Annotated in this window: 6 protein-coding genes; 4 read left to right on the top strand and 2 right to left on the bottom strand. The window is 67.5% G+C overall.

The genetic code is table 11. The features are described from left to right. The first annotated feature begins 16 nt into the window (after nt 1-16). The 3 genes from F0U63_RS12360 to F0U63_RS12350 all read left to right on the top strand — a co-directional run bounded on the left by F0U63_RS12360 (nt 17) and on the right by F0U63_RS12350 (nt 7,703). Nucleotides 17-2,992 carry a tetratricopeptide repeat protein gene (locus tag F0U63_RS12360; protein ID WP_395848361.1) on the top strand — a complete coding sequence of 992 codons (2,976 nt, stop codon included), beginning with the start codon at nt 17-19 and terminating at the stop codon, nt 2,990-2,992. An 844-nt stretch (nt 2,993-3,836) separates the two neighbouring features. Next, the gene (locus F0U63_RS12355) at nt 3,837-5,717 is read left to right on the top strand and encodes an NBR1-Ig-like domain-containing protein (RefSeq protein WP_395846089.1); all 1,881 of its coding nucleotides are present in this window, start codon (nt 3,837-3,839) and stop codon (nt 5,715-5,717) included. A gap of 18 nt (nt 5,718-5,735) precedes the next feature. Beyond that, the gene (locus tag F0U63_RS12350; protein ID WP_395846088.1) at nt 5,736-7,703 is read left to right on the top strand and encodes a sialate O-acetylesterase; all 1,968 of its coding nucleotides are present in this window, start codon (nt 5,736-5,738) and stop codon (nt 7,701-7,703) included. 230 nt (nt 7,704-7,933) lie between these two features. Here the strand turns inward: F0U63_RS12350 and lnt are convergent, their stop codons facing one another. Further along, entirely contained in the window at nt 7,934-9,595 is a 1,662-nt protein-coding gene (lnt, locus tag F0U63_RS12345; RefSeq protein ID WP_395846087.1) for an apolipoprotein N-acyltransferase, read from the bottom strand. Beyond that, nucleotides 9,592-10,020, bottom strand: coding sequence for a hypothetical protein (locus F0U63_RS12340; protein ID WP_395846086.1), 429 nt, complete (start codon nt 10,018-10,020; stop codon nt 9,592-9,594). Before F0U63_RS12340 ends, lnt begins: the two co-directional genes overlap by 4 nt. A gap of 180 nt (nt 10,021-10,200) precedes the next feature. Between F0U63_RS12340 and F0U63_RS12335 the strand changes: the two genes are divergently transcribed. Then, complete coding sequence (locus tag F0U63_RS12335; RefSeq protein ID WP_395846085.1) at nt 10,201-16,011, top strand: FG-GAP-like repeat-containing protein; 5,811 nt, start codon at nt 10,201-10,203, stop codon at nt 16,009-16,011. Nucleotides 16,012-16,074: the final 63 nt, after the last annotated feature.

The raw sequence follows: 16,074 nt of genomic DNA, 5'->3' as shown, positions 1-16,074 counted from the left end.
TTCAAAGGGGATGGACATGGGACGCGTGCTCGGGTGGATGACCGTCGTCATGCTCTGCTGTACAGCGGGAGCGGCGGTGGCGGAAGAGGTGGGGGATGCGCGGCTGGTGGAGGCGCAGGCCGCCTTCGACGAGGCGGCGAAGCTGAAAGACGCGGGCAGTTATTCCGAGGCCCTCGCACGTGCCGAGCATGCGCTCGCGCTGAGGGAGGCCGCGCTCGGGAGCGCGCACCCGGACTTCGCCAGTTGCCTGCATCAGGTGGGGGACCTGTACCGGCGGCAGGGGGACCTGACCCGCGCCGAGCCACTGCTTCGACGTGCGCTCGCCATCAGGGAAGCGGCTCTCGGCGGGAACCACCCCGCCGTCGCCTCCTCGCTCAACAACCTCGCCATCCTCGCCACCGCCCAGGGGTTGTATGACCGGGCCGAGCCACTCTTCCAGCGCGCTCTCGCCATCCACGAAGCGATCCCCGACAACAACCTCCTCCTCGCCTCCGCGCTCAACAACCTGGCCAACCTCTACACGGACAAGGGGTGGTACGGCCAGGCCGAGCCACTCCTGCAACGTGCGCTCGCCCTCTATGAAGCAACCCCCGGCGACAACTCCCACCTCGTCGCCTCCACGCTCAACAACCTGGCCAACCTCTACTTCCAACAGGGGTTGTACGACCGGGCCGAGCCGCTCTACCAGCGCGAGCTCACCCTCCAGGAAGCGTCCCTCGGCAAGGACCACCCCGACGTCGCCTACGCGCTCAACAACCTGGCCAGCCTCTACCTCCAACAGGGGTTGTATGGCCGGGCCGAGCGCCTCTTCCAACGCGCACTCGCCATCAGGGAAGCGGCCCTCGGCAAGAACCACCCCGACCTCGCCGACTCGCTCAACACCCTCGCCGACCTGTATATCAACCAGGGCGCGTACGACCGGGCCGGGCCACTCACCCAACGCGCACTCGCCATCAATGAAGCGCTCTTCGGCGAGAAACACCCCGGCGTCGCCGACGCGCTCAGAACCCAGGCCAGGCTTTACATGATGCAGGGGTTGTACGGCCGGGCCGAGCCCCTCTTCCAACGCTCCCTCACCATCTCCGAAGCGGTCTTCGGCAAGAACCACCCCAACCTCGAGTTCCCGCTCCACGACTTCGCCCTCCTCCGGTTGGCGCAGCATCGCCTTCCCGAGGCCCTGCCGCTGTTCACGCGCGCACTCACCATCTCCGAGCAGCGCCTGCGCCAGGAGACGCTCGGCTTCTCCGAAGCGCGCCTGGCCCTCTTCCTCCAACAGCTGCGCACGACCGAGCAGTTTCTCTACTCCCTGGTGCGCGAGCATCCACGGGACGCCCGCGTCCGGCGTCTGGCCCTCGGCGCCGTGCTGCTGCGCAAGGGCCGCTCCATCGAGGAGACCGCCCGCATCTCCCGCAGTCTCTACCAGAGCATGGGAGCCGAGGAGCGCGACCGCCTCGAGCGGCTGCGCGGCCTGCGCACCCAACTGGCCACCCTCTGGCTCGCGGGCCCCGGCTCACTCACCTCGGCGAACTACCAACAGCGCCTCGATGCACTCGCCAGCGAGGGTGATGCCCTCGAGGCCGACCTCGCCAAACGCTCCGCTCCCCTGCGTGCGCGCACCCGCCTTCCACCTCTCGCGGAGATCGTCGGCCAGGTGGCCGCCTCCCTCCCCAGGGACGGCGCCCTCGTCGAGCTCATCGCCTACGTGGACAGCCCCCTCGGCCCCCAGCGCGGCACCCCTCACTCGAGGCGTCAGGGACAGCTGCGCTACCTGGCGCTGGTGCTCTTCCCCGATACCTCCACCCGTGCCTTGGATCTCGGTCCCGCGGCGCCCATCGACCTCGCCGCCACCCGCCTGCGCGATGAGCTCGCACGCCGTGACGCTCGCTTCCAGGCCTCCGCCCAGGCCCTCTACCAGCTCGCCTTCCGGCCCCTGCTGCCCCTGTTGGGCAACACCCGCCGCCTCTTCATCTCTCCCGACGGACAGCTGGGCCTCGTCCCCTTCGCCGCACTCCACGACGGCCACCACTTCCTCCTCGACTCCTTCGACTTCACCTACCTCACCTCCGGCAGGGACCTCCTGCCCCGCCTCCAGGACACGCCCCCCTCGTCCTCCGTCTTCGTCCTCGCCGACCCGGACTTCCACGCGTCACGCCGAGCGCGCTCCGTGGCTTCGTCCGGCAACGCCCCCACGCTGGCCGGGCACTCCGGCCCTCCCGGGAGCTTCTCGTCCACCCCGCACGCGGACCTCGCCGCCACCCCGTGGGCGTCCCTGCCGGGCACTCGCCAGGAGGCCGAGGGCATTCAACGCCTGCTCCCCCAGACCCAGCTCTTCCTCGGCACCGAGGCCACCAAGGAGCGGCTGTTCCACCTGCCCACGCCCGGCGTGCTGCACCTGGCCACCCACGGCTTCTTCCTCGAGGACGCGCCCGTGCCCGAGGGCTCCAGGGCCGTGGTCAAATTCGGTGCGCTGGGCGACAAGGCCCCCGCGCCGCGTCCCTCCGACCCCTTGCTGCGCTCGGGCCTGATTCTCGCGGGCGAGCCCCCCAAGGGGCCTGACGCCTCGGACGCGGCCAGCCCTCCACCTGAGAGCGCGCCGGTGACGGCCCTGGAGTTGGCCGGCCTCAACCTGTGGGGCACCCAACTCGTGGTGCTGTCCGCGTGCGACACCGGGCGAGGCGACGTGAAGCTGGGCCAGGGCGTCTTCGGCCTGCGCCGCGCTTTCGTCGTGGCGGGAGCGGAGACGGTGGTGATGAGCCTGTGGAAGGTGAACGACGAGACAACCCGGGCCCTCATGGAGGCCTACTACCGCAACCTGCTCGCGGGGCTGGGCAGCTCCACGGCCCTGCGCGAGGCCATGCGCTCCTCGCGCCTGACCCAGGCCCATCCCCACTACTGGGCTCCCTTCATCTCCGTGGGCAGCGATGCGCCCCTGCACGCCCTGGCCGCTCCCTCCCAGCAGCCACCTGACGGGACGCCCGCGCGGGGACGGTGACCCGGACGGGTAGCGCCCGGGCTCCGGCAAGCTCAATTACAGGCAGACGACTGTATTCAGGGTCGAATAGCCCGAGACCTTGCAGGTTCGGACGACATCGCCGCAACACCCACTCCAAGCCTGGGTACCGGACTGATACTCGACCCGTGGAAAAGTGCCGCCCTGACAGTTCTGGTACGGGCCCCCGGGCAGCGCCGCGAGCTGTGGCGAGACCTTGCCCACGGTGCAGGAGATTCCATCATAGCAGGTGACTGTATTCAGGGTCGAATAGCCCGGGACCTCGCAGGTTCGGAGGAGATCGCCGCAGCACCCACTCCAAGCCTGGGTACCGGATTGACGATCGATCCGTGGAAAAGTGCCGCCCTGACAGTTCTGGTACGGGCCCCCGGGCAGCGCCGCGAGCTGTGGCGAGACCCCGTTCTGGGTGCAGGCCGTGGCACCATCCACCCGAGTTGCGACAGTGGACTGCTCATCCACGGGGTCTTCAACCCCTCCGCACCCAGCCGCCAGCATTGACATGACCAGCAGCGCGGAGCTTGTTGCCTTGATTGCCAGGTTCACTTCCTTGCTCTCCTCATCGAATACGGGGGGCCGGAAAAGCCCCCTCGATTCAGATGAGCCACCGACGAGGAAAATGATGCGGAGGATTTCCAGGTTTTACGGCAGAGCTGGGAAAGCTCAATGATCCTGGCCGCTTGCGACGCGCCCCCAGACGTCCGCGCACACGTCTCGATGGGCTCGGGCGAGGACGGACATCGAGCACGTCATGCATCATTTTCCTGTTCCCCGGCTCTTCCCATTCGCAGGGGCCAGCCTGGCCGCTCGATTCGAGTGAATACCCCCCATGAAACCACCCGTCATTCCCCTCTTGCTTCTCGCGAGCCTTTGCCTCGCCGCGCTCCCAGCCTTCGCGGGCGACAGCGCGGTCTTCGTGTCCCAGACCGTACCGGCGTCGCTCACGACAGGTGAAGTCCGCACGGTCTCGGTGACCATGCGAAACAATGGCACCACGACCTGGACCCGAAACGGCGAGCTCGGATACAAGCTGGGAAGCCAGAACCCGCAGGACAACTACCGGTGGACCTACAACCGGATCTACCTCGAGGATGGCGAGTCGGTAGGCCCCGGTCATTCGAAGACCTTCACCTTCGACATCACCGCGCCCTCGACCCCTGGCACCTACAACTTCCAGTGGCGGATGGTCCAGGAGAAGGTCGCCTGGTTCGGAGACTTCTCTCCGAACGTGACCATCCAGGTCGCGGCGCCGGTACCTTATAACGCCCAGTTCATTTCTCAATCGGTGCCGGCGACGCTCGCCGCCGGGCAGACTGCTTCCGTGTCCGTGACGATGAAGAACATCGGCACGAACGTCTGGACGGCCGCCGCGGGCTACAAACTCGGGTCTCAGAACCCTCAGGACAACCTGACCTGGGGCATCGGCCGGGTGGACCTGGCGCCGCAAGAGACGATCCGCCCGAACGAGCAGAAGACGTTCACCTTCAACATCACCGCGCCCTCGACCCCTGGCACCTACAACTTCCAGTGGCGGATGCTCCAGGAGGACTACATCTGGTTTGGGGACTTTTCTCGGAACGTCGCCTACCCGCTGCCGGTGACGCTCTGTCCCGGGGTCTCCGTGGTCCCGGATGGCCTGAGCGATCTGGGCCCGTCACTCCAGACTTGCATCGACAACACTCCATCCGGCGGCACCCTCGAACTGCCACCCGGGACGTACGGTATGGGCACCCAGGTGCGGATCAACAAGCCGTTCACGCTGCGAACCCGAGGGCTCGAGAACTCGGCCGCCAACTGCGAGGAGCCTGGCATCAACTGCGCCGTGCTCAAGGCGCTTCCCACCTTCAACGCCAAGGTCGGCGGCTTCCTCGCCGCCGAGGCGACCCAGTACGTGACTTTCGACCACCTGATCCTGGACGGCAATCGCGCCGCCCGCCTCGGTACGACGGCCGCGTCGCAGTGCCCCCTGGGCTCGGACAACAACAGATGGGGCTTCAACGCGAAGATGGGCGATTGCACCTTCTGCCGCTTCACCCACAGCGTCAGCAAGAACGCGCTCTGCGGCACCGCGCTCGAGTTTCGCGGCAATGACGGCACGATCACCAACAGCGTCTTCCGCTCCAACGGGCAGAACTCGGTCCCGGGGATGTGGGCGGACGGGCTGACGATCCACTTCTCGGATCGCGCCACGGTCACCCACAACACCTTCGTCGACAACAGTGACGTGGCCCTGATCCTGGGGGGCGGCCAGAACGCCGTGGTCACCCACAACAGGATCAGCCAGCCCGGCCAGGTGGCCTTCGCCGGCCTGATGCTCGACAACTTCAACACCCCTGAGTGGGGCAACTTCACCGGTGCCGTGGTCAGTGACAATACGATTGACTGTTCGGCGGCCCGCAACTGCCACTTCGGAATCGAGCTCGGACCGCACCCCTGGTACCTGCCGCCCATCAATATCCAGGGCGGCGACGTGCACGGCAACACGGTGAGCTCCGCGCGGCAGGGGATCAACGTCGATGGGGCCGGCACGACGCAGGCGCCGCTCCTCCTCTACGGCAACACGATCACCAACGAGGCGCCCGGGTCGGCCAGCTTCAACTGTGGGGTCCACAGCACCTCGCGCCTCAACATCAATACCGCTGACTCAGTGGTGAACCGGAACGGAGACACCACGCCCATGACGACCTTCGAGTGGCACCTCTGCCCGTAGCAAAAGGAAAAGACTCACATGCTCCCTGGACATTCCTTCCACGGGCTTTCCTCGCTGGCACTGTTCGCCACCGCGATGGCCCTTCCCACTCTGGCGAATGCCGCTCCGACCGAAAACGACTCGACGGCCATCGTCATGGGCAGCACCGCGATCACCGGCATTCATGACAACGAAATCTTCCAGCGCGCCGGAACGAAACCTGATTCCGTTGCGAGGATTTCCGTCAATCTGACCTCGACACCGTCGACGGCCACCTACACGTACTATTCCATCTCCCTGCTGAACGGCGGCAACACGCGTGAACGCGTGCTGTCCGAAGGCGTCTACACGGGCGCCAGCCTGCTCGACTTCTCACTCGCCACGGGCAATTCGCGCAGGAAGGTACGCGTCTCGTTCTACGACGCCAGCAATACCGAACGCCTGCGCTGGGACAGCCCCGGTTTCTCCGTGGGGGAAGTGTTCATGATCGCCGGGCAGAGCAATGTCGGCAGCCATGGCGACACGGAAGGCACCGTGTTCACCGCGAACGCCCTGCATCGCGCGGTGGATCCGACGGGCGCGATTTCCTGGTTGCCGGTGACTGAACCGCTGGCCTACACGACCGCCAGCGGTGGCCGGTATTACGGTTCGCCCTGGGCGAGCTTCGCCGACAACCTGAGCAGCAGGCTCGGCGTGCCGGTTGCCGTGCTCAATGCCTCCTGGGGCGGTTCCGCGCTCGAGTACTGGGCCTCCACGGTGACTCCGGCGACGACGCGGGTGAAGGATCAGAACGGAAACCCGGTGGTCTTGTTCGAGCGGCTGAAGTTGGGTGCGAGCGCGCTCAAGCGCCTGACGGCCACGCGAGGGCAACTCCAGTGTGGCTTCCGTGCCGTGCTGTGGCATCAGGGCGAAAGCAATTCGGAACGAGAGTTCACGACGGATCCCAACGAGCCACAACAACCCTCCAGGACCTGGTATGCAGCCAAATTGAAGGAGCTCGCACAGGACTTTCGCGACATCACGGGGTGCACGCAACCCTGGATGGTGGCGAGTGCCACCTGGCTCGCTCCTCATTACCGAGTAGGTGATGGACTGAGTCTCGCGACGAAGTGGGCAGCGGAGACTGAAATCCGCAAGGGCCAACGCTACCTGGCCAATCGCGAACCGGTGACGAGCAATGAGCCCGTCTTCCTGCAAGGACCTGACACCGACATGCTCATCGGGGAGGATCCGCTGTGGACTCCTCCCGGTCCAAGAGCCTATCGTTGGGATGGAATTCATATGACGCGCCAGGGCCTGAACCTTCACGGGCGGCTGTGGTCCGAGCGCGTGGCGGGCATGCTGGGCGCGGGAAGCGTATTGGTGGAGAAAGACCTCGTGCCGGAGGTGGCCAAGGTCTGGAACATGTTCTCCACCACGTTGGGCCGCACGCCTGAAGAAATGAATCTCGACAATGAAGGCCTGCGCTACTGGGTACAGGTATTGACCACCAATCCTGGCAGCGCCACCGAAGCCATCATCCAGTCGACCCTCCAGGGCTCGGACGAATTCTTCATCCGTGACACCTTCCGGCGGACAGTCAACCGCCGCCCATCGAGTTGGGAAACGTACTATTGGGCCACCGAGATGAGCGCCGGACGCATCACACGGGACAACCTGGCATCCGCGACTCGGGTCGGTTACGAAAACACCCTGACGCCGAACGCCAAGAGGGTGTTCCTCCTGTACGTCAACGTCATGGGCCGCACGCTGCCGGAGATCACGGCCGACACCAACGGGATGGACTACTGGACCCGTGTGCTGGACAGCAACCCGGCGTCCGAAGCGGCCATCGCGGAGTCCTTCCGCACGAGCCCGGAGTATCGGGTGCGCACCGCCTTCGTGAAGTCCAAGGGCCGTCAGCCGACCCTGGCGGAACTGAGAACCTTCATCCCGAAGGTGACGTCCTCCACCACGCCAACCGATGCCTGGCTGGCGAACGACGTGTGGGTCAACGCGGCGGACTGATCATCGGGCCCTCGTCGCAACGTCCGAAGGGGGCCGCGCGGCCTCTCCACCGGCCTGGCGCACGGTTGCCGTGGGGCAGCCCGCGGATTCTTTGCATCATTTTCCAGTTCGCTGGCTCATTTCCGGGGCAGGTCATTTGACCTGCCCTCGCGAGGGGGTTCAGCTTGCCGGGAGGCCGCCGCAAGGGATGGAGCGAAGCCCCGGGTCGCCCTCGGGCCGCTCCCGCGCGCCTAGGCCCGGTCCGCGCGGGAGTGTGCCCGGCGCCCGAGGAGCGCCAGCACCGCCAGCGCCAGTGCACACACGAAGGGAAAGGCTGGCGCCAGGTAGGGCCCGAGCGCGAAGAGCTCCACCAGGGCCACCTCGCCCACCAACACCTCGGGTGCTCCGGGCTGCCGCGTGAGGGACGTGCGCGCCCGCACCCGCCCGAGCGCGTCCCCCACGGAGCTGACGCCGGTGCTCGTCGCGCGCACCAGATCCCTCCGGGCCTCCACACCGCGCAGCGTGGCCAGGGCGAGCGCCTGGTACGGCGCGTCTCCATCCCCGAACCAGGCATGATTGGCCAGGGTGACGAGGAGGTTGGGCCCCTGGCGGACCAGCGGATGGACGGCGCCGGGGAGGATGTCCTCATAACAAAGGAGGGGGGCGATCCGCAGGGAGCCACTCACCAGCAGACGTGCCTGGGTCCCCGGCTCGATGTCGGGCGAGTCCGGCAGCCGCGCCCGCACCCGCCGCGCCCACTCGGGGAAGCGAGCCGCGAAGGGGACGTACTCCCCGAACGGGAAGAGCCGGCGCTTGTCGGACAGTCCGGTGATGCGGCCGTCCGGCGAGACCAGGACGGCGCTGTTGTGGACGCGCGCGCCACCAAAGGTGTGGCTGAGCGCGCCGAAGAGGAGCGTCCCCGAGAAGCCGGGCCGCAGCTCCCAGGGGTGGCCGGGCGCGTACTCGCGGGTGAGCTGCCGATCGAAGAGGAAGGGGAAGGCGGACTCGGGCCACACCACCAGCTCGGCGCCGCCGCGCGCCAGCTCGAGGGTGGCCTGGCGCAGGGGGGCCAGGTACTGCTCGCCCCGGTGCTTGCGCTCGTCGGCGGTGATGGTGCCGGAGTTGGGCTGGACGATGCCCACCCGCACCTGGGGGGCCGCCTGGCGCGCCAGCGCCACGTGCGTGGCCCGCAGCAGCCCGGCGGCCACCACCGCGAGTACCACCCCGCACGCCACCCGTACCTCACGAGGCAGGGGACGCCCGTGCCGGAGGGCCAAGCCCGCCTCCAGGAGGGTGAGGTTGATGAGCACCACCAGCGCGGACACCGCGGGCGCGCCGCCGAGCTCGGCCACCTGCAGCAGCGGCCACGCCCGCCACACGGTGACGGCCAGGTTCCAGGGAAAGAGGAAGGGCAGCACGCCCTCCGCCACCGCCACCGCCAGCGGCAGCGCGACGAGCCAGGGCACGCGGGCCGAGCGCGTGAGGAGGTTGCCCAGCCCCGCCCAGAGGGAGAAGACACTGGCCTGGTAGGCGGCGAGCACCAGCAGCGCCAGCACGCGGGCCCACACCGGCAGGTGGCCGAAACGGTCGAGCAGCGCGTAACCCCAGCGGAAGCCGACGAGGTTGATGACGAAGCCGCACAGCCAGGCCGGCGCCAGGGCCTGCACCGCGGTGGCGTCACGCAGCCCCCGCAGCAGGGGCACCAGCGCCACCAGCGCCAGAGGCCACAGGTCCAAGGGCGGCGCCGCCAGCGCGAGGAGCACGGCGGAGAGCAGGGCCTGGGGTACGAGCGTGCGCCAGCGCGCGGGGGCCTGCCCGTCCTCGGGCTGGACCGTGACGTGCGAGGTCTGCTCCGCGAGGTCCGCCTCGAGTGGCTCGCGGCGCCGCCGAGCCGCTGTCTTCTTCCTGCTCATGGTGTCTGGCCTTCTTTCACCTGGGGACGGCGCCCACGCTCCGGGTCCACCTGGATGGGGGGCGGAAGGGAGGGATCGGGCGGCGAGGGCGTGGAGGGCAGGGCCAGCGGCTGCGTCCCCTGTGGCGGGTGGGCCGGATCGCGCATGAGCGAGGGCGGCACCACCCGGGCTGGAGGAGCCTCGGGCACAGGGGGGGGCGTGGGCGTCTCCGGGGACGGGCCGGGCCGCGCGGGTTGCTCCGCCAGCCTCCGGAGGGGCTCTTCCCGGGGGGACACGGACACCGCGGGCGCGGGGCCGGCCACGTCGGTGAGCGGGGAGGTGGGCTCGGAGGAGGGCCTCGGTGGCTCCAGGAGCTCCATCACCACCCATGCGGTGGCCAGCACGAGCAGGGTGGCGGCCACCAGAAGAACGCGCTTCTTCATCACGTCATCATCTCCTGGAACTCGGAGGACCCATCCTCTCACGAGGCCTGAAGTCCCCCACGGGGAATTCTTTATCAAAGTCTTCTCAGGGGAATTCTTTATCTTGGAAATCCCTGCAAGTGAACCCAGTTCTATTGCGATTTTCGCCGCAACTCAAATGCAACCCAAACACCAGGAGGTGTCGTGAAGAACCGTCTTCTTGCTGTGACGGTCCCCTACTCGCTCGCGCTATTGGCCGGGCTCGTGGGCGGGCCGGTGCTCGCGGATGCGCCGCCGAATCCATCGGCGTCAGTGGACACGTATTACGGGGCGTTCTCCTCCGCGGAGCCGATCTCCGTCCCCGCCTTCCACGGACTGGAGCCCTCGCTCCGGCTCGTCTATAGCTCGGCGGGTGGGAGCGGCGCCGCGGGGGTCGGCTGGGGCCTGGAGGGCTTCTCCACCATCGGACGGGCCAGCTCCACCAAGGGGACGCCGAATTATGACGGAGGCGACCTCTTCCTGCTGGACGGGCAGGACCTGCTGCCGTGTCCCGCGGGCAGCTCCAGCCCGAGCTGCACCACGGGCGGCACCCACGCCACCCGCATCGAGAGCTATCAGCGCATCAAATATGACGCCGCGGCCAACACCTGGACGGTGTGGCGCAAGGACGGCGCCCGCCTGGTCTACGTGCCGCTCTTCGCGGCGTACCAGGGAGGCGCCTTGCTGGGCACCTACCGCTGGGGCGTGAGCAGCGTGACGGACACGTCCGGCAACACCGTCAACTATGGCTGGTGGTGTGACGGCGGCCCGGAACAGGAGTGCTACCCGGACAACGTCAGCTACAACGGCACGCTCGTGAAGCTGTACCGCGAGGCGCGGCCGGATCCGGTCACCTATGCCATGGGCGTCAGCGCGCTGGGCGTCACCCGCTACCGGCTCAAGACGGTGGACGTGACGACGAGTGGCCGCCGCGTCCGAGCCTACCAGTTGACGTACACCCCGAGCGCCAGTTCCGGGCGCTCGCTGCTGCAGCGCGTGCAGCAGTTCGGCAATGACGCCACGCTGGATGGCGCTGGCACCGTGACGGGCGGCTCGGCCCTGCCCGCCATGACGCTCGAGTACCAGACCAGCCCGAGCACCCTCACTTCCGGCACCTGGGGCACGGATGCGGACGGGCTGGCGTTCGATGCCAACAACCACGTCGTCACCGGGGACTTCAACGGGGATGGCAGGACGGACCTCGCCCATACCCGCCCGGGTTGGAATGCCTGGAAGGTGCGCCTGTCCACGGGCAATGGCTTCACCAGCGCCAGCTGGGGCACGGATGCCGACATGCTGGGGATGGATGCCTACAACCATCTCGTCACCGGGGACTTCAACGGGGATGGCAGAACGGACCTCGCCTACACCCGCCCGGCTTGGAATGGCTGGAAGGTGCGCCTGTCCACGGGCAATGGCTTCACCAGCACCCTCTGGGGCACGGCCACGGACTACCTGTCGACCGATGCCTACAGCCATGTGGTCACCGGGGACTTCAACGGGGATGGCAAGACGGACATCGCCTACACCCGCCCGGGTTGGAATGCCTGGAAGGTGTGCCTGTCCACGGGCAATGGCTTCACCAGCGCCAACTGGGGCACGGATGCGGACCAGCTGGCGTTCGATGCCTACAACCACGTCGTCACCGGGGACTTCAACGGGGATGGCAGGACGGACATCGCCTACACCCGCCCGGGCTGGAATGCCTGGAAGGTGCGCCTGTCCACCGGCAATGGCTTCACCAGCACCCGCTGGGGCACGGCCACGGACTACCTGTCGACCGATGCCTACAGCCGTGTGGTCACCGGGGACTTCAACGGGGATGGCAAGGTGGACATCGCCTACACCCGCCCGGGTTGGAATGCCTGGAAGGTATGCCTGTCCACCGGCAATGGCTTCGCCAGCGCCAACTGGGGCACGGATGCGGACGGGCTGGAGCTCGATAGCGACAACCGCGTGGTCACCGGGGACTTCAACGGGGATGGCAGGACGGACATCGCCTACACCCGCCCCCGCTGGAATGCCTGGAGGGCGCGCCTGTCCACGGGCAATGGCTTCACCAGCACCCTCTGGGGCACGGATGCGGACTCCCTGGTGCAGGATGCCTACAACTACGTCACCGCCGGGGACTTCGACGCAGATGGCAAGACGGACATCGCCTTCACCCGGCCACAGTGGAATGCCTGGAGGACGCGCCGTTCCAGTGGCCCGACACCGGACCTGCTGAGCGCGCTGCGCAACGGCCTGGGCGGGACGACCCGCGTGCAGTACAGCCCCTCGAGCGCCTGGTCCAACACCTTGCTCCCCGTGGGCCTCATCCTCCAGACGACCTCGGCCATCACTCAGGAGGATGGCCGCGGCAACGCCTCCACCACCCGATACCAGTACCAGGGCGGCCTGTGGTCCAGCAGCGAGCGGAGATTCCTGGGCTTCCGCAAGGTGACGTCGGTGCTGGACTCGGCGGGCAACTACACGGAGACGTACTACCACCAGCACGTGGGGTGCATCAGCAAGCCCGAGGTCACCTACTACCGCAACGCCTCGGGCGACATCTACAAGTACTCCACCTTCGGGTACTCGGAGAGCGCCTCGGCGCCCTTCACCTCGCTGATGACGGATCGCTGGGAGTACGAGTGCAACCTCTCCGCCTCGTGCCGCAGGACGCTGCTGCAGATTGGCTATGACCAGTTCGGCAATGGCATCCGCACCTACGAGCACGGGGACTACGACGTCTCCGGGGACGAGCGCACCTCGCTCAGGGGGTTCTTCGTCAGCACGGCGGCGTACATCGTGGGCCTGTCGGCGTACGAGAACATCTACGCGGGAATCGGAACGGGCGGCACGCTGCTGAAGCAGACGCTGAACGAGTACGACGGCACCGGCACGTACACGACGTCGCCCATCCGCGGGCTGGTGACGCGCCAGCGCGCCTGGAACAACCAGACAGGCGGCTATGTCAACCGGAGCTTCGACTACGACGCGTGGGGCAACCTCGTCCGCGAGACGGACGAGCGGGGCTACACCCGCACCGTGGAGTACGACCCCACCTACCACGTGCACGAGACGAGGCGTTGCAACGCGCTGGGACAGTGCTCGACGAAGGCGTGGGAGAGCGGGTTGGACCTGGTGGCGTCCGAGACGGACATGAACGGAAACACCACCCTGTCCACTCACGATGCGCTGGGGAGGCCGGTGCGGACGGTGCTGCCGGACGGGAGCACGGAGACGTTCGCGTACCTGGATTGGGGCAACCCCTCGGCCCAGCGCATCCGCCGGACGGTGTCGGACGGGACGGCGGACGGGCTGTGGATGGAGGTGTACGAGGACGGGCTCGGCCGGCAATACAAGACGGTGAAGGAGGGAGGCTTCGTCCAGGAGACGCTCTACAACGACGGCTCCTCGAGGGTGTGGAAGAAGTCCTCGGTGTACGGGCCGGGAGAGACGCCGCAGTACCAGGTGTTCTCCTTCGACGGGCTGGGGAGGCTGCGCACCATCACCAACCCGGACGGGACGAGTGGCCAGCGGGTGTATGGCAACAGGCACGTCATCAGCTACGACGAGCTGGGCCGGGAGAAGGTGACGTGGACGGACGCCTACGGCCGGACGACGCAGGTGCGGGAGAAGAACGGCAGTGCGTATCAATACACGACGTATGAGTATGACCTGCTGGGCAACCTGGTGCGGGTGACGGACGCGGCGGGCAACGCCACCACGGTGACGTGGGACTCCCTGGGGCGCAAGCTGGCGGGGTGCGACCCGGACACGGGGTGCAGCATCTTCACGTATGACGAGGCGGGTCACATCCTCACGTACCAGGACGCGAAGGGCCAGGTGACCCGCTTCACCTACGACGCACTGGGCAGACGGCTCACCAAGACGCTGGCGGACGGAAAGCAGGTGCGCTGGTGGTATGACGAGGCAGGGCGTGGCGCGAGCAAGGGGATGCTGACGAGAGTGGTGGACACCTCGGGCAGTGAGTCGCGTGCCTACGACAGCGCCGGACGGGTGGCTGCCGTGACGAAGTGCGTGGTCAGCACCTGCTACACCACCTACCAGGGTTACGACACGGCGGGGCGCCTGGCCTCGTTGCGCTACCCGGACGGCGAGACGGTGACCTATGGCTATGATGCCGCCGGACGGCTCGGCAGCGTGAGCGGCTACGTCAACGCCTTCACCTACAACGGCCGGGGACAGTTGCTGTCCGCGGCCTACGCCAACGGGACCACGGCGCGCTTCAGCTACGCGGACGCGCGGCAGTGGATGACGGACGCCTCCGTCACGGGCCCCTCGGGCACGCTGTACCAGGCCAGCTACGGCTACGACGCGGGCGGGCGGGTGACGTCCATGTCCTCGTCCACCAACCCCTTGTCCAACCTGGGCTATGCCTATGACGCCCTCGATCGGCTCACCAACGTCATGGGCAAGCAGTCGCAGACCTTCACCTACGACGCGCTGGGCAACCTCACCCGGAGCTCCCAGCTCGGCGGCTATGTCTACGGCGATACCAACCACCGCCACGCCGTCACCACCGCGGGCGCCACGGCCTTCTCCTACGATGCCAACGGCAACATGGTGTCCGGAGGCGGGCGCACACTGGAATGGGACGCGGACAACCGGCTGGCCCGAGTCACCACGTTCAGCGGCACCACCACCTTCCTTTATGACGCCAACGGCCAGCGCGTGCTCAAGGACTCCCCTTCGGACACCACGCTCTACTTCGGTCCCCTGCTGGAGCTGAGGCCCTCCGGCCTCACCAAGTACTACTACGCGGGCCCGTTGCTGGTGGCCAAACGAGACACCTCCGGAGCCTTCTGGTTCCACCAGGACCACCTGGGCTCGGTGCGTGCGCTCACCAACCAGTCCGGACAGAAGGTGGCCAGCTACGACTACTCGGCCTTCGGAGCCACGCTGGCCTCCAGCTCCTCCATCGACAACAGCCGGGGCTACGGCGGTCACGAAATCGACGAGACGGGCCTCGTCTACATGAACGCCCGCTACTACGATCCCCTGCTGAGCCGCTTCATCTCGCCGGACGCGCTGGTGCCGTCCTCGGGCAACCCGCAGGCGCTCAACCGCTACGCCTACGTCTACAACAACCCCATCTCCAATACGGACCCCACCGGCCACGTGCCCGTGGTGGCCGCCATCGCCACCGCCGCCAGCGTCGGCATGGCCACTGGCTTCGCCGGCACCGCCTTCGTCATGTCCGTGGTGGGGGCCGCCACCATGACGGTCGGCTACGTCCTCAAGGATCCCATGCTGATGAGCATCGGCGGCGTCCTCCTGGGCGCCGCGTCCGCCTACACCTTCGGCGCGGGCTTCCTCGGCGACAAGCTCACGTCACAGGCCGCCTGGGTGGGAGGCTCCATGTCGGCGCTCACCTCCCCCATCAGCCCGTTGGACCCGCAACTCAAGCAGGCCCTGGGCATGGCATACACGGCGCAGAGTCTGTTCCACGAGTTCAAACACATGGACGAGAACATCCGCACGGGAGCGGACCGGCTGAGAGACAAGCTGACGGACCAGGACAGGGCCACCATCCTGGCGCAGAAGGAAGGGAAGCTGGGCAATCTCTCGAAGGAGAGCCAGTCGCTCATCAACAACCCGGACGGCTGGAAGTCCTGGCAGCGCCAGTACGGGGAGGCGATGGAGCGGATGACGAAGGGGGCGCTGTCCGCGGGAGAGGCCATCGCGCTCAACCCGAGCGGAGGCCTGGTGGGACCGGGAGACGGGTGGATGACGCAGGTGCTGGAGGTGACCACCGGGTGGATTCCGGGGGTGAAGGCCCACGGCGTGCTGCATGACGCGGCGGGCTTCCTGGCGGGCAAGGACGGCTTCGGCGTGGGCCCCGGCTACCTGTACATGGGCTACAACTTCTTCGGCATGTCGAAGACGTTGCCCATCGCCGGCCAGGTGGAGGGCATCGCGGGCACCGGCGGCGGTTCCGTCTCCGCGCTCTTCCCCCGCTTGTTCTGAGTGAACTGGAGCGCCCCCGCGGTCGTCGGGCGGGGGCCGCCTCCGGTGGTCTCCAAAAGCAGA

This window comes from Cystobacter fuscus (assembly GCF_044360685.1).
GTDB classification, from domain to species: domain Bacteria; phylum Myxococcota; class Myxococcia; order Myxococcales; family Myxococcaceae; genus Cystobacter; species Cystobacter fuscus_C.
The sequence above is the reverse complement of the archived record's forward strand: the minus strand, read 5'-3'. Positions and strand labels throughout refer to the sequence as shown.

Coding starts and splice junctions, on each gene's coding strand:
- lnt (WP_395846087.1), bottom strand. CDS start 9,595: ATGAGCAGGAAGAAGACAGCGGCTCGGCGGCGCCGCGAGCCACTCGAG.
- F0U63_RS12350 (WP_395846088.1), top strand. CDS start 5,736: ATGCTCCCTGGACATTCCTTCCACGGGCTTTCCTCGCTGGCACTGTTC.
- F0U63_RS12360 (WP_395848361.1), top strand. CDS start 17: ATGGGACGCGTGCTCGGGTGGATGACCGTCGTCATGCTCTGCTGTACA.
- F0U63_RS12355 (WP_395846089.1), top strand. CDS start 3,837: ATGAAACCACCCGTCATTCCCCTCTTGCTTCTCGCGAGCCTTTGCCTC.